This window comes from Streptomyces sp. S3(2020) (assembly GCF_013044505.1).
GTDB lineage: Bacteria > Actinomycetota > Actinomycetes > Streptomycetales > Streptomycetaceae > Streptomyces.
The window spans coordinates 1-17408 of record NZ_JABERD010000203.1; the positions used below are offsets into that span (position 1 = coordinate 1).

Genomic DNA, 17408 nt, shown 5'->3' on the forward strand with positions numbered 1-17408 from the left:
ACCCCCACCAGATACCGCCCACCCCGCCGCAGCCCCACCGGCGAGGCCGGGGCGGGGGGTGTCGGGCGGGTGCGCAGGACGCGGACCTCGCGTCCGGTGTCCGTGTAGCGGACCTCGGCCAACCCCGGCCGGGGCAGGGCGAGTTCGGCGCGGGCGACGTGGAAGGGGTCCTGGGCCCAGCCGGGCAGCGCCTCCACCCGTACCGACACCGCGTTCAGCCGCCCGTCCTCGACGGCGGCGATCTGCGCCACCGCACCGAGCGCGGCGGCCAGTTCGGGCCGCGCCCGGCCGGTCACGAGGAACGCGAGGCGCAGCGGGTCGGGGCCGGTCGAGGTGCACAGCGCGCGCAGCAGCGGCAGGACCAGCTCGGCGGCGCGCTCCACGCCGGTGGTCGCGGCGGGCAGATCGACGACGATGCCGCGCGGGCCGCGCCCGGCGTCCCGCAGCTCGCCCAGGTACGTCGACCAGGACAGGGCGCTGCCCGTGACATCGCGGCCGATACGGACCGTGCGCACCGAACCGGGCACCCAGGCACGGCCGTTGTCCCGGCCGTCGATCACGAGCAGCATCCGCTCCGCGGGGAACACCGGGGGAGTGCGCGGGTGCGTGGCGGCCGGCACCCACCCGGCGAAGTGCCGTGGCGCGTCCCAGGCACCGCTGTGGGGCGGCCCGTGCACCGCCGACCTGCTCGAGTCCATGGCTCCACCCCGTCGTCGTGGTCGTGGCCGGTGATCACACCGGTACTGGTGTCAGCATCGGCGGTGCCATGACAGCCCGACCGCACGGCTGTGTCAGCTGCACCGCACCGGTACGTCAACATTCCGCAAGCCCGCACGCCATGGCCCCGCCGTGACACTGGCCAACCCCATGCCTGCCGTTGAGCCTCTCCTGTACTTGAGCTGACAGGCAGCTGGCACGACGTTGCTTACGGTGGCTGAAACCGTACGAGGCCTGAATTCCGGCTGATGTGGAGGTGAGTCATGCGTCAGGCTTCAGCCGACCTGCTGAACCCACACGCACCACTGCGCCGCGAGGTGTTCGAAGCCGAGGCCCGCGCCGCTCCGGCGGCGCACACGGCTTGGCGTGTCCTGATCGTCGACGCCCGCGCCGAGGACGCGGCACCGCTGGCCGAGGCGCTGCGCCGGCACGGGCACCACGTCGAGCGCGCCCGCAACGGCTATGCCGCGCTGGAGACCTATGGCGAGGCGGACGTCGACATCGTGCTCCTCGACCCCGACCTGCCCGACGTCGACGGCCTTCAGGTGTGCCGTCAGCTGACCGCGGCCGGCCGCACCGCGGTCATCGTGCTCAGCGCCCGCGGCAGTGAACTCGACGTCGTGCTCGGCCTCCAGGCCGGCGCCGACGACTACCTGGTCAAACCCTGCGGGCTCAGGGAGATCCTGGCCCGCATCGAGGCCGTGATGCGGCGCGTGCAGCCCCGCGTCGAACGCCGGGTGCTGTCGATCGGTGCGCTGCGCATCGACGCGGCGCTGCGCGAGGTCCGCCTGGGCGGCCGCACCATCGCGGTGACCCGCAAGGAGTTCGACCTGCTGTACCTGCTGGCCGCACGGCCCGAGACGGTCGTCACCCGCGAGCAGCTGCTGCGCGAGGTGTGGGCCGACTCCTGGTCCCGGCGCACCGTCGACACGCATGTGAGCAGTCTGCGCACCAAGCTCGGCTCCCGTGACTGGATCATCACCGTCCACGGGGTGGGTTTCCGGATCGGCCGGGCCTGAGCGCCCGCCTTCCTCGCGTTTCCAGCAGAGTTTCCCGCATTCGGCGTTTCCCGATTCGTCCATCCATCGCCTGTGCCCGAAGGCGTACGTCCCTGACGTACGCCTTTCCGGGTGCAGGGCAGCAAAGGTGAAATACCTCACCCACAGTCAACGGGGGATTCGAATGAACCGAATGAACCGACCAGAAATGACGTCCACCGCGCCCCGCACCCGATGCGAGGGTGACGATTGTCACAAGAAAGCCGCCGGGGAAGCCGAGTTCACGGCGCCGCGGCTGCGCCTGTGCCGGGCGTGTCTGCACCTGCTGGTCGCCCGGCTGCGCCAACTGCCCGCCCTGCACACCGAACTGGAGGAGGTCCTGGGCGGCCGTCACAGCGGTGAGGGCCAGGAGCGCACCAGCGGCGGGCCGGTGCCCTCGGGGCTGCCCTTCAACGCCGCGGCCGCCGACGTACGGGCGGAGATCACCGCCACCCTCAGCTCCTGGAGCGGCCTCGTCGTCGCCGAACGCGGCGCCCCCACCCCGCAGCGCACGGTCACCGCCCTGACCGCCCTGCTGGTGCGGCACGCCGCCTGGCTCGCCGCGCACCCCGCCGCCGCCGACGCCACCCGTGAGGTGGCGCGCCTGGTCCGGGCCGCGCACCGGGTGGCCCGCAGCGAACCGCCGCGCCGGGTGAGCCTGGGCCCCTGCGTCATGCCCGGCTGCCCCGGACGCCTGGTCACCGAGGTGCGCGGCCGGGACGTGGAGTCCGGCCCCGGCATCCGGTGCGACGCCGACGCGGCGCACACCTGGCCGGGCCGGCTGTGGACCGAACTGCGCCGCGCCATGCGGCGCCCGGGCGACGGCCCCGCGCAGGAACGCTGGCTGACCGCCTCGGACGTGGCCCGGCTGTGGTCCACCCCGACCGGCACCGTCTACCGGCTGGCCAGCGAACAGCGCTGGCGCAGGCGGTCCACGGCAGGGCGGACGTACTACGCGGAGGCGGACGTCCACGCGTGCTTCGCGCGCCGCCGCGCCACCGGCAGCGACGCCGGAATCTGACGGTCCGCCGCAGTCCCTTGAAGAATTTCTGACATGGATCTGCACGGATACGCGTTGTTATTCGGTCAGGGACCGAAGAAGCTGTAAGCGAGGATCCGGTGAACTGTCCGCACGGCGATGCGAATTCTAGAAATTCCCGCCCAGTGCGCTCCCGATTCCCTTCCGCGCAGTCCACGAGAGCGCGGAGTTCGTGTTCGGAAACGCATCCGGAATTTCCCCCAGGGAGAGAGCCCATGCACAGCACATTGATCGTGGCGCGGATGGACCCGACGTCCATCGGTGATGTCGCCCGGATCTTCCAGGAGTTCGACGGCACCGAGATGCCGCACCTGATGGGCACACGGCGCCGTGAGCTCTTCGCCTACCGCGGCCTGTACTTCCACCTCCAGGACTTCGACGACGACCACGGCGGCGAGCACATCGAACAGGCCAAGACCCACCCGCGGTTCGTTCAGGTCAGCGACGACCTGAAGCCGTTCATCGAGGCCTACGACCCGTCGACCTGGCGCTCGCCGGCCGACGCGATGGCCACCCGCTTCTACCACTGGGCGTCCTGATGGCGCGCCAGGTAGTGATCACCGGCATCGGTGTGGTGGCCCCCGGCGGCGTCGGCACCAAGGACTTCTGGAACCTGCTCAGCACCGGCCGCACCGCCACCCGCACCATCACCTCCTTCGACGCCACCCCGTTCCGCTCACGGGTGGCCGCCGAGGTCGACTTCGACCCCGAACTGCACGGGCTGAGCCCGCAGGAGGTCCGGCGCATGGACCGCGCCGCCCAGTTCGCGGTCGTCACCACCGCCGAGGCCCTCACCGACAGCGGACTCGCCCTCGGCGACCTCGACCCGCACCGCACGGGCGTCACCGTGGGCAGCGGCGTCGGCGCGACCATGGCCCTGGACCGCGAGTACCGCATCGTCTCCGACGGCGGCCGCCTCGACCTCGTCGACCACCGCTACGCGGTACCGCACCTGTACGACTACTTCGTACCGAGCTCCTTCGCCAGCGAGGTCGCCTGGAAGGTCGGCGCCGAGGGCCCCGCCGCCGTCGTCTCCACCGGCTGCACCTCCGGCCTGGACTCCGTGGGATACGCCACCGAGCTGATCCGCGAGGGCAGCGCCGACGTCATGTTCGCCGGCGCCGCGGCCGCCCCCATCTCACCCATCACGGTGGCCTGCTTCGACGCCATCAAGGCGACCACCCCCCGCAACGACGACCCCGAGCACGCCTCCCGCCCCTTCGACCGGACCCGCAACGGCTTCGTCCTCGGCGAGGGCGCCGCCATGTTCGTCCTGGAGGAGCGCGAGCGGGCCGAACGGCGCGGGGCGTACATCTACGCCGAGATCGCCGGCTTCGCGACCCGCTGCAACGCCTTCCACATGACCGGGCTGCGGCCCGACGGCCTGGAGATGGCCGAGGCGATCCGCCTCGCGATGGACGAGGCACGCATCAACCCCGAGCAGGTCGACTACATCAACGCCCACGGCTCGGGCACCAAGCAGAACGACCGGCACGAGACCGCGGCGTTCAAGCACAGCCTCGGCGCACACGCCTACGCCACCCCGGTCAGCTCCATCAAGTCCATGGTCGGGCACTCGCTCGGCGCGATCGGCTCCCTGGAGATCGCCGCCTCGGTCCTCGCGATCGAGAACGACGTGGTCCCGCCGACGGCCAACCTCCACGAACCCGACCCCGAGTGCGACCTGGACTACGTGCCCGTGCACGCCCGCGAGCAGCGCACCGACACCGTCCTGAGCGTCGGCAGCGGATTCGGCGGGTTCCAGAGCGCCATGGTCCTGCGGAGGGCAGCATGAGCACCGCGACATCCCCGGCCGTCGAGGACACCCCGGCCACCGCGACCACCCGTGTCGTCGTCACCGGACTCGGCGTCACCGCCCCCAACGGCCTGGGCACCGACGCCTACTGGGCCGCCACCGTCGAGGGCCGCAGCGGCATCGCCGAGATCGCCCGCTTCGACGCCTCCGGCTACCCGGCCCGCCTGGCCGGAGAGGTCCCCGGCTTCGTCGCCGAGGACCACCTGCCGGGCCGGCTGCTCCCGCAGACCGACCACATGACCCGCCTCGCGCTGGTCGCCGCCGACTGGGCCCTCGCCGACGCGGGCGTCAGGCCCGAGGAATGGGCGCCCTTCGACATGGGCGTGGTCACCGCCTCCTCCTCGGGCGGCTTCGAGTTCGGCCAGCGCGAACTCCAGGCCCTGTGGAGCAAGGGCGGCCAGTACGTCAGCGCGTACCAGTCCTTCGCCTGGTTCTACGCCGTCAACACCGGCCAGATCTCCATCCGGCACGGCATGCGCGGCCCCTCCGGCGTCGTCGTCTCCGACCAGGCCGGCGGCCTCGACGCCCTCGCGCAGGGCCGGCGCCAGATCCGCAAGGGCAGCAAGCTGATCGTGTCCGGCGGCGTCGACGGCTCGATCTGCCCCTGGGGGCATGTCGCCCAGCTCGCCGGCGGCCGCCTGTCCACCAGCGACGACCCCGGCCGCGCCTACCTCCCCTTCGACATCGAGGCGGCCGGCCATGTGCCCGGCGAGGGCGGCGCCCTGCTCGTCCTGGAGGACGCCGACGCGGCCCGGGAGCGCGGGGCCCGCGTGTACGGCGAGATCGCCGGATACGCGGCCACCTTCGACCCGCCGCCCGGCACCGGCCGCGAGCCGGGCCTGGAGCGGGCCATCCGCCAGGCACTCGCCGACGCGCACGCCGAACCCGGTGACGTCGACGTGGTGTTCGCGGACGCCGCCGCGATCCCCGAGCTCGACCGGATCGAGGCGGACGCGGTGAGCGGGGTCTTCGGTCCCGAAGCGGTCGCCGTGACCGCGCCGAAGACGATGACCGGACGCCTGCTGTCCGGCGCCGCCTCCCTGGACGTGGCCGCGGCCCTGCTGTCCATCCGCGACGGCGTGATCCCGCCCACCGCCCATGTCACCCCCGACCCGGCCTACCGCCTGGACCTGGTCACCGGCCGGGCGCGCAGCGCCCGGGTGGACACCGCGCTGGTACTCGCCCGCGGACACGGCGGCTTCAACTCCGCGATGGTCGTGCGCCGGAGCACCTCGTGAACGCCGGGCGCGCCCCGACACCAACGGCTCAGACAACGTCAGAAGAGAGGGTGGCGCGTATGGCCAGCAAAGTGATGGCCAAGGGCCAGGCCAAGAGGTCCGACAACGTACAGCACTGCGATGTCTTCATCCTGGGATCGGGCCTGGCCGGCTCCGTCGCCGGGGCGATCCTGGCCCGCCAGGGCACCAAGGTCGTCCTCGTGGACGCCGGGCAGCACCCGCGGTTCGCGGTCGGCGAGTCGATGACACCGCAGCTCATCGAGTGGCTGCACATTCTCAAGTCGCGCTTCGACGTCCCCGAGCTCGGCCATCTGCTCAGCGCCAAGGCGGTCGCCGACCACATCGGCCCCCACCACGGCAAGAAGCAGAGCTTCGGGTTCATCAAGCACGAGGCGGGCCGCGAGCCGGACCCGGAGCAGGCGACGATGTTCGTCATCCCCAAGGTCCTCACCGACGCCAGCCATCTGTTCCGCCAGGACAGCGACCAGTACTACTTCAACGTGGCCGCCAAGTACGGCTGCACGACCCGGCAGAACTGGTTCGCCACCGACCTCGACTTCGACGACGACGGCGTCACCATCACCGGCCGCAACGGCGAGGTGTTCCGCGCCAAGTACCTGATCGACGCGAGCGGCTTCCGCTCCCCGCTGGCGGAGAAGTTCTCCCTGCGCGAGCAGCCCGCCCGCTTCAAGCACCACGCCCGCTCCATGTTCACGCACTACATCGGCGTCAAGCCGTTCGACGACGTCTCCCACCACCCGGTCAGCAAGCGGCCGCCCGCCCAGTGGCACGGCGGCACCCTGCACCACCTCATCGAACGCGGCTGGTTCTGGATCATCCCGTTCGACAACGTCAAGGGCTCCAAGAACCCGATGTGCTCGGTCGGCATCACCATGGACGAGCGCACCTACCCCAAGCCCACCGACCTGACCCCCGAGCAGGAGTGGCAGGGCTTCCTCGACAAGTACCCGGCGGTCAAGCGGCAGTTCGTGGGCGCCAAGCGGGTCCGTGAGTGGATCTCCACGGACCGTCTCCAGTACTCCTCCAGCCGTTCGATCGGCCCGCGCTGGTGCCTGATGTCGCACGCGGCCGGCTTCCTGGACCCGCTGTACTCGCGCGGCCTGTCCAACACCTTCGAGGTGGTGTACTCGCTGTGCACCCGCATCCTGGAGTCCGTCAAGGACGACGACTGGTCGGTGGAGCGCTTCGAGTACGTCGAGCAGCTGGAGCGCGGGCTGCTCCAGCACAACGACGACCTCGTCAACGCCTCCTACATCTCCTTCTCCCACTTCCGGCTGTGGAACGCGGTGTTCCGGGTGTGGGGCGGGTTCCTCACACCGGGCGTGATGCGCCTGCACCGGGCCCGCGCCCAGTACGAACTCACCGGCGACGAGCAGCACTTGAAGGAGCTGGAGAACACCCCGTACCCGGGCCTGTGGTGGCCGCACGACGAGTTCAAGAAGATCCTCGACCTGACCGCTGAGGTCTGCGAGAAGTACGAGATCGGCGAACTCGACGGTGACACCGCGGCCGACACCATCTTCGCGGCGCTGCGTGAGTGCGAGGGCCTCAACCCGGTGTTCGGCTGGAAGGACGACGAGTCCACCCGCTTCGTGTACCCGACCACCGCGATGGTCGCCAAGTTCATGAACTGGTCCCTGCGCAAGGCCCCCCAGGGCGAGATGCGCGACATCGCCCGCTCCCTGGTGAGCAGCGGCCTGCGCTCGGCCCTGAAGGGCAAGAAGGCACTCTGAGGAAGGACGGCCATGTCCCAGACCACCGCACGAGACGAGGACAGGGCGGCGCTGTCCTCCTGGTCCTCCACCCGCCCCCAGATGGAGAACACCAACCCGCTGGTGCAGGCGTTCACCCGCTTCAACGTCTACCTGTACTCCAAGCCGCCGAACAAGTACGTCAAGAAGGTCAACAAGTCCTTCCTGCACCTGCACCTGTTCCTGTACCGCAGGTCCCGCGGGAAGATCATGGGGCACTTCGGGCGGCTCGACGCGATGCTGCTGACCACCACCGGCCGCAAGACCGGCCTCAAGCGCACCCTGCCCGTCGGCTACGTCTACGACAACGGCCGCTACATCGTGTGCGCCGCCCCCGGCCACTTCGACGTGCCCGGCGGCCCGCAGGCCAGCCACCCCGCCTGGTTCCACAACGTGCGCGCCACCCCGCAGGTGAGCGTGGACATCGGCCCCGAGCAGTTCCCGGCCACCGTGCGCATCCTCGCCGGCGACGAACGCGACCGCAGGTGGCGTGAGTTCTGCGAGGTCTTCCCGTTCATCGCCGAGTTCCAGAAGCGCGCCAGCCGCCCCATCCCGGTCCTGGAGATCACCCCGGACGACCTCGTTCCCGAACACCTCTGAAAGGCGACCATGAACATCAAGGCGTTGGACGAGTCCACCCCCCTCATGAAGCAGTTCCAGTCGCAGAGCGGCCCGATCACCCTGGTCAACGTCTTCGACGTCCCCACGGACCTCTACGACGAGTTCCTCAAGATCTGGCAGGAGGACGCCGCCTACATGAAGGGCAGCCCAGGCTGCATCCAGACCCAGCTCCACAAGGGCGTCGCCGGCAGCCGCCTGCTGGTGAACGTGGCCGTGTGGGAGTCCACCGAGGCCCTCTTCGCCGCGTTCAGCAAGCCCGAGTTCCAGCAGTCGGCGGCCAAGTACCCCGACGGCATCACCGCCTACCCGCACGTCTACGAGAAGATCGCCGTCGACGGCATCTGCGTCGCCTGACCGGCCGGCCGCGCCCTGGTCGTCGTAGCGCCGAAGCCGTACGACGACCAGGACGCGCCCCCTCGCCAGGAGCTGACCGCACATGAGCGAAGCCGCCACCGCACCCGCCTCGGACCTCACCGGATGGAGCCGGCGCCCCTTCACCGCCGGCGCCCTCACCCACGACCTGTACGAGAAGGGGGCCGGGCCCGGGGTGGTCCTCGTCCCGGAGATCCCCGGCATCACCCCCGAGGTGCTGGGCCTGGCCGAGCACCTCGTCGAAGAGGGGTTCACCGTCACGGTCCCCTCCCTGTTCGGCACACCCGGCCGCGCGGACTCCCCGCCCTACACCCTCGGGGTGGTCGCCCGGCTGTGCGTGTCGGCCGAGTTCCGGGCCTTCGCCACCGACGCCCGCCGCCCCGTCGCGGACTATCTGCGCGCCCTGGCCCGTGACCTGGCCGCGCGGACCCCGGGACCCGGCGTCGGCGTCATCGGCATGTGCTTCACCGGCGGCTTCGCGCTGGCCGCCGCCGTCGACCCCGCCGTCCTCGCCCCCGTCGTCAGCCAGCCCTCGGTGCCGTTCCCGACGGGCCGCACCCGCAAGGCCGACCCCGGGCTCTCCGAGGGCGAACTCGACGCCGTCGCCACCCGCACCCGCGGCGAGGGACTGTGCGTGCTGGGGCTGCGCTTCAGCAAGGACGGCATCTCCCCGGCCGAGCGGTTCGGCACGCTCCGCGCCCGGCTCGGGGACGCCTTCGAGGTCATCGAACTCGACTCCGCCCCCGGCAACGCGGGCGGCTTCGCCAGGAGCGCCCACTCCGTGCTGACCGCCGAGGTCCGCGAGACACCGGGCCACCAGGCCCTCGCCGCCCGCACCCGGGTCGTCGCCTTCCTGCGGGAACGCCTCACCCCCACGGCCTGAATGTGACCTGCGTCTCACCGCCGCCTGTGCATGTCACACCCGGACCGGCACCGCCCTCTTGGATGCACCGCCACACAACGTGAGCGCCTTAGACGCCGCGACAAGGAGAGGAACATGACTCGAGAACGGCAGACCAACCCGTGGGCGGTTCTGAGCGTCCTGTGCCTGGGGTTCGTGATGACCCTGGTCGACCTGACGATCGTGAACATCGCCATCCCGGACATGACCGACGACCTCGGTGCGTCGCTCGACAAGATCCTGTGGGTCGTCAACGCCTACACCCTGGTCCTCGCCACCCTGATCATCACCGCCGGGCGGCTGGGTGACATCCGGGGCAAGGGCAACCTCTTCCTGACCGGCGTCACCGTGTTCACCCTCGCCTCCCTCGCCTGCGGACTGGCCCAGGACCCCTCCCAGCTGATCGCGTTCCGCGCACTGCAAGGCGTGGGCGCGGCGATGCTGATCCCGCAGACCCTGTCGATCATCACCGACGTGTTCCCGCCGGAGAAGCGCGGCGCCGCCTACGGCGTGTGGGGCGCGGTCGCGGGCGTCTCCGGAGCGATCGGCCCCACCCTCGGCGGTCTGCTCGTCACCCACCTGGACTGGCGGTGGGTGTTCTTCGTCAACATCCCCGTCGGCCTGCTGGTGCTGGTCCTGGGCCTGCGGCTCATCCCCAAGAACGTGCGGGTCGTCAAGCACCGCTTCGACCTGATGGGCGTGATCATCGCCTCGGGCGCGCTGTTCTGCCTGGCCTTCGGCCTCATCGAGGGCGAGCGCTACGAATGGAACAGCTGGATCTGGGCGCTGCTCGCCTCCTCCGCCGTCCTGATCGGCGCGTTCCTCGTCTACGAGCGCGGCCAGCAGGACAACGAACCGCTGCTGCCGTTCTCCCTGTTCAAGGACCGCAACTTCTCCGTCGTCAACCTCGTCGGCATCGCCGTGTCCTTCGGCGTCCTCGGCATCCTGCTGCCGACCACGATCTACCTCCAGTCCGTGCTCGGCTTCAGCGCGATCAAGACCGGCCTCGTCCTGGTGCCCCTCGCGCTCGGCTCGATGTTCACGGCCGGCCCGGCCGGCATCCTGTCGGAGAAGTTCGGCGGCAAGTACATCCTCACGGCCGGCCTGTCGATGTTCGGCATCGGCATCACCTGGATCTTCCTGGTCGCCGACACCAACAGCTCCTGGACCGCGTTCGTCGGCCCGCTCTTCGTCGCCGGTCTCGGCGCCGGCTGCACCTTCGCCCCGATGGGCTCCGAGGTCATGCGCAACGTGCCGCCGCACCTGACCGGCGCCGCCTCCGGCGTCAACAACGCGCTGCGCCAGGTCGGTTCGGTCCTCGCCGGCGCCGTCATCGGCGCGGTGCTCCAGGCCAAACTGGTCTCCGCGCTGCGCGAGCAGGCCGCCACCGCCTCCCAGTCGCTGCCCCAGGACTACCGCGCCGACTTCGTCTCCGGGTTCGCCGACGGCGCCCAGCACGTCGAGGTCGGCACCCAGCAGGGCGCCTCGCTGCCGGCCGACGTACCGCAGGACGTCGCCGCCACCATCCAGGAACTGGCCGGGAAGGTCTTCCACCAGAGCTTCGTCGATGCCCTCCAGCCCACCATGCTGGTGCCCGCCCTGACGATGTTCGCCGGCGCGGCCCTGTGCCTCGCCCTCAAGGGCGGGCCGACCCCGTCGGGCATGGGCCACGGCGCGCCGCCCGCGCAGCCGGAGACCGAGCCCGCGAAGGACGCCACCGCCGCGCACTGACCGACCGCACCACCGTCTACGCCCCCGGCCCACCAGGGCCGGGGGCGCTTGTGTTGGGAACCGGACATGATCAGTCGAAGAACACTCCTCACCGCCTCCGGCGGCGCCCTCGCGCTCGCCGCCCTCCACCCCTCCCCAGCCCGCGCCGCCGCCCCCTGGGAACAGCTGCGCGGCCACCTCTCGGGCACCCTCGTACTGCCCGGCGAAGCCTCCTACGCCACCGCGAAACTCCTCGAACTCCAGCAGTTCGACGTCATCGACCCGCAGGCCGTCGCGTACTGCGCGAGCGCCGCCGACGTCGCCCTGTGCCTGGCCTTCGTCCAGGACCACGACCTGCCCGTCGCCATCCGCAGCGGCGGCCACAGCCTGGGCGGCTACTCCACCACCACCGGCCTGGTCGTCGACGTGTCCCGGCTGAACTCCATTTCTCTCACCGGCGCCACGGCGACGTTCGGGCCCGGCGCCCAGAACGTCGACATGCTGACCGCGCTCGCCCCCGCGGGGCTCGCCGTGGTCGGCGGCGCCGGCCCCACCGTCGCCGCCGGCGGCTTCGTCCAGGGCGGCGGCCTCGGCTTCCTGACCCGCCCGCTCGGCGTGGCCTGCGACGCCCTGACGTCCGCGACCGTCGTCCTGGCCGACGGCCGGATCGTGACCGCCTCACCGAAACGGCACAGCGACCTGTTCTGGGCGATACGCGGCGGTGGCGGCGGCAACTTCGGCGTCGTCACCTCCTACACCGCCACCGCCTCCCCGGTCACCGACGTGGCCACCGCGACCCTCGTCTTCGCCTACGACAAGGCGCTCGACATGCTCGACGGATACGCCCGCTGGCTGGTCGACGCCCCCCGCACCATCGGCGGCGCGAGCGTGGTCACACTCCCCGACGCGGCACCCGGCGTCACCCCGGTACCCGCGATCCGCCTGGTCTCCACCGGCACCGCCGCCCAACTCGCCGATGAGGTCGGCCGGTTGCTCACCCTGACCGGACAGCCCGCCAACCGGGTGGACGCCGTCATGCCGCACCGCTCACTGATGATGGGCGTCTACGGCTGCGCCACCAGGACCGCCGAGCAGTGCCACCGGGCCGCCGACCTGCACCCCGAAGGGCAGCTGACCCGGCCCGCGTTCGGCCTGGAACGTAGCCGCATGTTCAAGACCCCCATGGCCCGCAACGGCTGGGCGGCGGCCCTCGCCGTGTTCGACGCGGACCGCCAGGCCGGCCAGATCCACCAGCTCCAGGTGCTGCCGCTCGGCGGAGCCGCCGCCGACCTCACCCGCACGGCCACCGCGTTCGTACACCGCGACAGCCTCTACACCACCAACTACCTGTCCACCATCGTCAGTTCACCCACCGACGAGGGACGGGCGGCCGCCCGGCTGTGGGTGGACCGCGGGTTCGCCGCGATCGACTCCCACTCCAGCGGCGAGACCTACCAGAACTTCATCGACCCGGCCCTCAAGGACTGGAAGCGGTCCTACTACGCCGAGAACTACCCGCGGCTCGCCGCGACCAAGGCCTTCTACGACCCGCATGGCCTGTTCACGTACGCCCAGAGCATCCGCTGAGCCCCTCGCCGGGGCCTTCTTCCCCCAGGGGGCGCCCATGACCACGACCCAGCCAGGCATCCTGCAACAGCGAGCGGAAGGCCCCATCGACGGCAAGGTGCTGCGCAATGTGTGCGGCATGTTCGTGACCGGCGTGACCGTCATCACCAGCGGCAGCGGTTCACACGCGGCCGGCACCACCGTCAACTCCTTCACCTCGGTCTCCCTCGACCCGCCGCTGGTGCTGTTCTGCCTGCACAAGGCATCCCGGCTGCGCTCCGTGGTGGAGGAGTCCGGCGCCTACACGGTGAACTTCCTCGCCGGCCGCCAAGAGCCCCTGGCCTGGGCGTTCGCCGGCCGGCACACCGCCAACCTGGACGGCGTCGACCACCACTACTCCACCGCCGGCGTACCCGTGCTCTCCGGCGCCATGGCGTTCCTGTCCTGCCGCCTGGTCAACGCCGTCGAGGGCGGCGACCACACGATCTTCATCGGTAAGGTCGCCGAACTGGGCGTGTCCAGCGGCGAGTCGGAACCACTGATCTTCTTCCGCGGCTCCATGGGCTCCCTGGAGGCCGAACAGCACGGCACCCACCCCATGTTCGACGTCTGACCCGCACGCCAAAGGAGTTCCGGATGTCCGCCGTCCAACGACGACTGGCCCGCTTCAACCGCACCTTCGCCAACCGCTTCGTCGGCCCCGTCCTGACCCGGATGCCCGGGTTCGGCGCCGTCCTGCACGTGGGACGCAAGTCCGGGCGCGTCTACCGCACCCCCGTCAAGGTGTTCAAACGCGACGGGAACTACGTCATGTCGCTGCCCTACGGCCCCCAGTCCGACTGGGTGCGCAACACCCTCGCCGGCGGCGGCTGCGAACTGCACACCCGGGGAAAGCTGATCCGCCTGGACCAGCCGCACGTCTTCACCGACCCGCAGCAGTCCGTCGTACCCGCACCGCTGCGGCCCCTGCTGCGCCGCTTCAAGGCCTTCGACTTCATCGAACTGCGTCCCGTCGACGCCGACAGGTCCACGACCGCGCCGGTCCGACCATGACCGCCGCCGCCCCCTGACAGGAGACTGCTGTGCCCCACTCCGAGTGGATCACCGTCACGGCGATCGGCGGTATCGCCCTGATCCTCGCCCTGGCGGCCGCCGTCACCGCACTGTGCCGCCGCATCAAGCAGCCCGCCGTGATCGGTGAGATCGCCGTCGGCATCTGCCTGGGACCGAGCCTGCTCGGCCTGCTGCCCGGCGACCTGCCCGACCGGCTCTTCCCCGCCGAGATACGCCCCCATCTGGGCGTCGTCTCCCAGGTGGGCCTGCTCCTGTTCATGTTCATCATCGGCTGGGAGTTCAACAGCGGCGCCCTCAAGGGCCGCTTCCGCTCCACCGGCACCATCTGGATCAGCTCGCTGGCGCTGCCCATGGCGCTGGGCATCGGGCTCGCCTGGATGATCTACGGCTCGCACGACGTGGTCAACGGAAAGACCGTGCCGTTCACCGAGTTCGCCCTCTACCTCGGCGTCGCGATGTCCATCACCGCGTTCCCGGTACTGGCCCGGATCATCGCCGAACAGGGGCTGCAGAAAACCCGCGCCGGCACGCTCGCCCTCGGGCTCGCCGCCGCGGACGACGTCCTCGCCTGGTGCATGCTCGCCGTCGTGGTCGCCCTGACCACCGCCACCGGCACCGCCGGATTCCTGACGGTGATGGCCTGGTCGGCGGTCTATCTGGTCGTCATGCTGTGGCTGGTACGCCCCGTGCTCGCCACGATCAGCGACCGGCTGCGCGTCACACACACCCAGTACGTGCCCGTCCTCGTCGCCTCCGGCGTGTTCACCTCGGCTTTCGTCACCTCCCACATCGGCATCCACGCCATCTTCGGGGCGTTCATGTTCGGCCTCGTGATGCCCCGGCGCCACGACAGCCTGCTGCACCGGGTGGCGATGCCGCCCCTGGAGACCGTCGGCAAGCTGCTGCTTCCGGTGTTCTTCGTCGTCACCGGCCTGTCCGTGGACCTCACCACGCTCAGCGCCGGCGGCGTGGTGCAGACGGTGGCCATCATCGTGGTGGCCTGCCTCGGCAAGCTCGGCGGCGTCGCCCTGTCCGCCCGGCTGACCGGCATGGACTGGAGGGACGCCACCGTGCTCGGGGTGCTGATGAACACCCGCGGGCTGACCGAACTGGTCCTGCTGAACGTGGGGTTGAGCCTCGGGCTGCTGACCGTGCAGCTGTTCTCCGCGATGGTGCTCATGGCCCTGGTCACCACCGGGATCGCGGCGCCCGTCCTCAACCGGCTCCTGAAGGACGACGACCGGGCCCCCCTGGTGGGGAGCGCAGTCGGCACTCCGGACGCCGCCGAGGCAGTGACCGTCGGCCACGGGCGCGGCGCGAACTGACACCCACGGCGCTCAGGCCTCGTTCTCGGCGGGCTCGGAGGGCTCGGAGCGCTCGGAAGGCTCTGCGGCCTCTGCGGCTTCTGTGGCCTCGCCGGACCGCACCCGGGCCAGCTTGTCCGGGTTGACCACGGCGTAGATACCGCGCACCTGGTCGCTCTCGGGCGTGAGGTCCATGACCAGCACCGCGTACGGGGAGTCCTCGGAGAACACCACCGCCGAGGGGTCGCCGTTGACGTGCCGGTACTGGATACCGATGTCCTTCGGCGTCCGGCTGGCGTAGCCCGCGAGCAGCCGGCAGACCTTCTCCCGGCCGATGACCGGACGCAGCCCCGCGGTACGGACCTTGCCGCCACCGTCGGTCCACATAGTCACGTCCGGTGCCAGCATCTCCATCAGCAGACCGAGGTCGCCGCCGAGCGCGGCGTCGATGAACCGCTCGGTGACCTGCTGCTGGACCTGCGGATCGGCCTGGTAGCGGGGGCGCCGCGCCTGTACGTGGGCGCGGGCCCGGTGCGCGAGCTGGCGCACCGAGGAGGGATTGCGGTCGAGGATGCCCGCGATCTCGGCGTGCGCGTAGCCGAACACGTCGTGCAGCACGAACACCGCCCGCTCCAGCGGGGAGAGCGTCTCCAGGACCACCATCAGCGCCATCGACACCGACTCGCTCTGCAACGCCCGGTGGGAGGGCTCGGCGACCGGCTCCTCGTCGGCGGAGCCCCGGGTCACCAGCGGCTCCGGCAGCCAGGGACCCACGTACGTCTCACGGCGTCGCTTGATGACGGCCTTGCGGGCCAGCGCGTGGTTGACGGCGATCCGTACGAGGTAGGCCCGCGGGTTGTCGATCTCCTCGTGCGGGGAGCGGCTCTTCTTCGCCGACCACGACAACCAGGTCTCCTGGAGCACGTCGTCGGTGTCGGCGACGGTGCCGAGCAGGTTGTAGACGATCGAGAACAGCAACTCGCGGTAGCCGACGAAGACCTCCGTCGAGGCCTCGATCGAACCGGCCGTGTGGTCGCCTGCCTGGCTGTCGGACATGGTGCACCTCCCTGTGACGAGCTCACACCCGAGACGGCTCTGGCCCGGGAAATGTGACATCACCCCCGCGAATGTGATTCAGGTCACAAATGCCGCCGCTCGTGTCACATCAGGCCATGGCCGATCCCTCTCATTCGCGAGGGCATCCCGGGCCGCGGGGCGTGGGGAGCTCGGCCGGAAGGGGCCGAACTCCCCACTCGCGACAGCGAGTTACCCCATCCGCCGACCGGCCGCGACCGGTCACCCAAGAAAGGCACGCACACCATGGCAGTCGCACAACAGGCCCCGATCAACTTCGCCGTCATGTACGCCACGCACGACGCGTTCCGACGCGACATGAAGCGGCTCGCCGCCGCGGTCGCCGCGGGCCGCTCCCAGTCCCCGGAGGTACGCGACGGCTGGGAGAACTTCAAGCACCAGCTGCATGTGCACCACACCGTCGAGGACTCCGACCTGTGGCCGCGCGTCGAGGCCGGCGTCGCCGACCGCCCGGCCGACCAGAAACTCCTCGCCGAGATGGAGGCCGAGCACGCCCAGCTGGACCCGGTGCTCGCCGCCGTCGACGACGGCCTGGCCCGCAACGCCCCCGACCTCGCCACCCGCGTCGCCGAACTCGTCCGCGTCCTCGGCGACCACATGAAGCACGAGGAGAGCGAGGCGCTCCCGCTCATCCAGGACGTCTGCACCGCCAAGGACTGGGACGCCTTCCGCGGCGCGATGGCCCGCAAACAGGGCCCCAAGGGCGCGGCCGTCTACTTCCCCTGGATCACCGACGACCAGAACCCCACCGAACGCAAGGCCTTCCTCGACACCATGCCGGCCCCGGTAAAGGTCTTGAACAAACTCTTCTGGGAATCCAACTACAAGAAGCGCCACCTCTGGGGCATCTGACCCCACCCGAAACACGCCCCTGCCGGCAACATCCCCCGCCCCGGCAGGGGCGTACCCATACCCGGCGGGGCTGCGCCCCCGCAGGGACGCGGACGCCCCGGCAGGGGCGTACCCATACCCGGCGGGGCTGCGCCCCCGCAGGGACGCGGACCTGTGTCTGTCTGCGGCTACCGCCGCGCGGGCGCGCCCAGCCCCCACCACCCGCGGCCGACAGCGATCAGTCACGCCCCACCAGGGGCGCGGGGCTGTATCTATGTGCGGCTACCGCCGCGCGGGCGCGCCCAGCCCCCACCA

The 17408-nt window shown here is 70.8% G+C and carries 17 protein-coding genes; 15 read left to right on the forward strand and 2 right to left on the reverse strand.

Annotated elements, in window-relative coordinates; all coding sequences use genetic code 11:
* Positions 1–698 (reverse strand): hypothetical protein (locus HLK59_RS39555; RefSeq protein ID WP_171146478.1); only part of this gene is annotated, 698 nt, incomplete at its 3' end.
* Between the two features lie 282 nt (positions 699–980).
* Between HLK59_RS39555 and HLK59_RS39560 the strand changes: the two genes are divergently transcribed.
* From HLK59_RS39560 to HLK59_RS39625, 14 genes are all read left to right on the forward strand, one after another.
* A complete protein-coding gene (locus tag HLK59_RS39560) occupies positions 981–1736 on the forward strand; it encodes a response regulator transcription factor (RefSeq protein ID WP_171146479.1) in 756 nt (251 codons plus the stop codon).
* 172 nt (positions 1737–1908) lie between these two features.
* Entirely contained in the window at positions 1909–2775 is an 867-nt protein-coding gene (locus tag HLK59_RS50595) for a hypothetical protein (protein WP_206328142.1), read from the forward strand.
* A 233-nt stretch (positions 2776–3008) separates the two neighbouring features.
* Entirely contained in the window at positions 3009–3332 is a 324-nt protein-coding gene (locus tag HLK59_RS39570) for a TcmI family type II polyketide cyclase (protein WP_171146480.1), read from the forward strand.
* Entirely contained in the window at positions 3329–4588 is a 1260-nt protein-coding gene (locus HLK59_RS39575; protein ID WP_277349568.1) for a beta-ketoacyl-[acyl-carrier-protein] synthase family protein, read from the forward strand. The genes HLK59_RS39570 and HLK59_RS39575 overlap by 4 nt, the downstream gene beginning before the upstream one ends.
* On the forward strand, positions 4585–5847 hold the full coding sequence (locus HLK59_RS39580) for a ketosynthase chain-length factor (RefSeq protein ID WP_171146482.1): 1263 nt from the start codon (positions 4585–4587) through the stop codon (positions 5845–5847). Before HLK59_RS39575 ends, HLK59_RS39580 begins: the two co-directional genes overlap by 4 nt.
* Before the next feature lie 59 nt (positions 5848–5906).
* Positions 5907–7601 carry a tryptophan 7-halogenase gene (locus HLK59_RS39585; protein ID WP_171146483.1) on the forward strand — a complete coding sequence of 565 codons (1695 nt, stop codon included), beginning with the start codon at positions 5907–5909 and terminating at the stop codon, positions 7599–7601.
* Positions 7602–7613: 12 nt separating this feature from the next.
* On the forward strand, positions 7614–8219 hold the full coding sequence (locus tag HLK59_RS39590) for a nitroreductase/quinone reductase family protein (protein WP_171146484.1): 606 nt from the start codon (positions 7614–7616) through the stop codon (positions 8217–8219).
* Positions 8220–8228: 9 nt separating this feature from the next.
* Positions 8229–8594 carry an antibiotic biosynthesis monooxygenase family protein gene (locus HLK59_RS39595; RefSeq protein WP_171146485.1) on the forward strand — a complete coding sequence of 122 codons (366 nt, stop codon included), beginning with the start codon at positions 8229–8231 and terminating at the stop codon, positions 8592–8594.
* 82 nt (positions 8595–8676) lie between these two features.
* Positions 8677–9495 carry a dienelactone hydrolase family protein gene (locus HLK59_RS39600; RefSeq protein ID WP_171146486.1) on the forward strand — a complete coding sequence of 273 codons (819 nt, stop codon included), beginning with the start codon at positions 8677–8679 and terminating at the stop codon, positions 9493–9495.
* A 114-nt stretch (positions 9496–9609) separates the two neighbouring features.
* Positions 9610–11244: an MFS transporter gene (locus HLK59_RS39605; protein ID WP_171146487.1), complete on the forward strand. Its 1635-nt coding sequence runs from the start codon at positions 9610–9612 to the stop codon at positions 11242–11244.
* A 66-nt stretch (positions 11245–11310) separates the two neighbouring features.
* The gene (locus HLK59_RS39610; RefSeq protein ID WP_171146488.1) at positions 11311–12810 is read left to right on the forward strand and encodes an FAD-dependent oxidoreductase; all 1500 of its coding nucleotides are present in this window, start codon (positions 11311–11313) and stop codon (positions 12808–12810) included.
* Positions 12811–12847: 37 nt separating this feature from the next.
* Complete coding sequence (locus HLK59_RS39615) at positions 12848–13402, forward strand: flavin reductase family protein (RefSeq protein ID WP_171146489.1); 555 nt, start codon at positions 12848–12850, stop codon at positions 13400–13402.
* Positions 13403–13425: 23 nt separating this feature from the next.
* On the forward strand, positions 13426–13842 hold the full coding sequence (locus HLK59_RS39620) for a nitroreductase/quinone reductase family protein (protein ID WP_171146490.1): 417 nt from the start codon (positions 13426–13428) through the stop codon (positions 13840–13842).
* Between the two features lie 29 nt (positions 13843–13871).
* Positions 13872–15188 carry a cation:proton antiporter gene (locus tag HLK59_RS39625; RefSeq protein ID WP_171146491.1) on the forward strand — a complete coding sequence of 439 codons (1317 nt, stop codon included), beginning with the start codon at positions 13872–13874 and terminating at the stop codon, positions 15186–15188.
* 12 nt (positions 15189–15200) lie between these two features.
* On the opposite strand, the gene sigJ is transcribed toward HLK59_RS39625, so the two are convergent.
* Positions 15201–16223, reverse strand: a complete 1023-nt coding sequence (gene sigJ, locus HLK59_RS39630) for an RNA polymerase sigma factor SigJ (RefSeq protein WP_171146492.1) — start codon at positions 16221–16223, stop codon at positions 15201–15203.
* Between the two features lie 264 nt (positions 16224–16487).
* Between sigJ and HLK59_RS39635 the strand changes: the two genes are divergently transcribed.
* Positions 16488–17114, forward strand: a complete 627-nt coding sequence (locus HLK59_RS39635) for a hemerythrin domain-containing protein (RefSeq protein ID WP_171146493.1) — start codon at positions 16488–16490, stop codon at positions 17112–17114.
* Positions 17115–17408 lie beyond the last annotated feature (294 nt).

What these genes read in the sequence shown, in the direction of transcription:
- HLK59_RS50595 (WP_206328142.1), top strand. Translation starts at nt 1,909, where the DNA reads ATGAACCGACCAGAAATGACGTCCACCGCGCCCCGCACCCGATGCGAG.
- HLK59_RS39635 (WP_171146493.1), top strand. Translation starts at nt 16,488, where the DNA reads ATGGCAGTCGCACAACAGGCCCCGATCAACTTCGCCGTCATGTACGCC.
- HLK59_RS39580 (WP_171146482.1), top strand. Translation starts at nt 4,585, where the DNA reads ATGAGCACCGCGACATCCCCGGCCGTCGAGGACACCCCGGCCACCGCG.
- HLK59_RS39590 (WP_171146484.1), top strand. Translation starts at nt 7,614, where the DNA reads ATGTCCCAGACCACCGCACGAGACGAGGACAGGGCGGCGCTGTCCTCC.
- sigJ (WP_171146492.1), bottom strand. Translation starts at nt 16,223, where the DNA reads ATGTCCGACAGCCAGGCAGGCGACCACACGGCCGGTTCGATCGAGGCC.
- HLK59_RS39615 (WP_171146489.1), top strand. Translation starts at nt 12,848, where the DNA reads ATGACCACGACCCAGCCAGGCATCCTGCAACAGCGAGCGGAAGGCCCC.
- HLK59_RS39605 (WP_171146487.1), top strand. Translation starts at nt 9,610, where the DNA reads ATGACTCGAGAACGGCAGACCAACCCGTGGGCGGTTCTGAGCGTCCTG.
- HLK59_RS39600 (WP_171146486.1), top strand. Translation starts at nt 8,677, where the DNA reads ATGAGCGAAGCCGCCACCGCACCCGCCTCGGACCTCACCGGATGGAGC.
- HLK59_RS39570 (WP_171146480.1), top strand. Translation starts at nt 3,009, where the DNA reads ATGCACAGCACATTGATCGTGGCGCGGATGGACCCGACGTCCATCGGT.
- HLK59_RS39595 (WP_171146485.1), top strand. Translation starts at nt 8,229, where the DNA reads ATGAACATCAAGGCGTTGGACGAGTCCACCCCCCTCATGAAGCAGTTC.
- HLK59_RS39560 (WP_171146479.1), top strand. Translation starts at nt 981, where the DNA reads ATGCGTCAGGCTTCAGCCGACCTGCTGAACCCACACGCACCACTGCGC.
- HLK59_RS39610 (WP_171146488.1), top strand. Translation starts at nt 11,311, where the DNA reads ATGATCAGTCGAAGAACACTCCTCACCGCCTCCGGCGGCGCCCTCGCG.
- HLK59_RS39620 (WP_171146490.1), top strand. Translation starts at nt 13,426, where the DNA reads ATGTCCGCCGTCCAACGACGACTGGCCCGCTTCAACCGCACCTTCGCC.
- HLK59_RS39585 (WP_171146483.1), top strand. Translation starts at nt 5,907, where the DNA reads ATGGCCAGCAAAGTGATGGCCAAGGGCCAGGCCAAGAGGTCCGACAAC.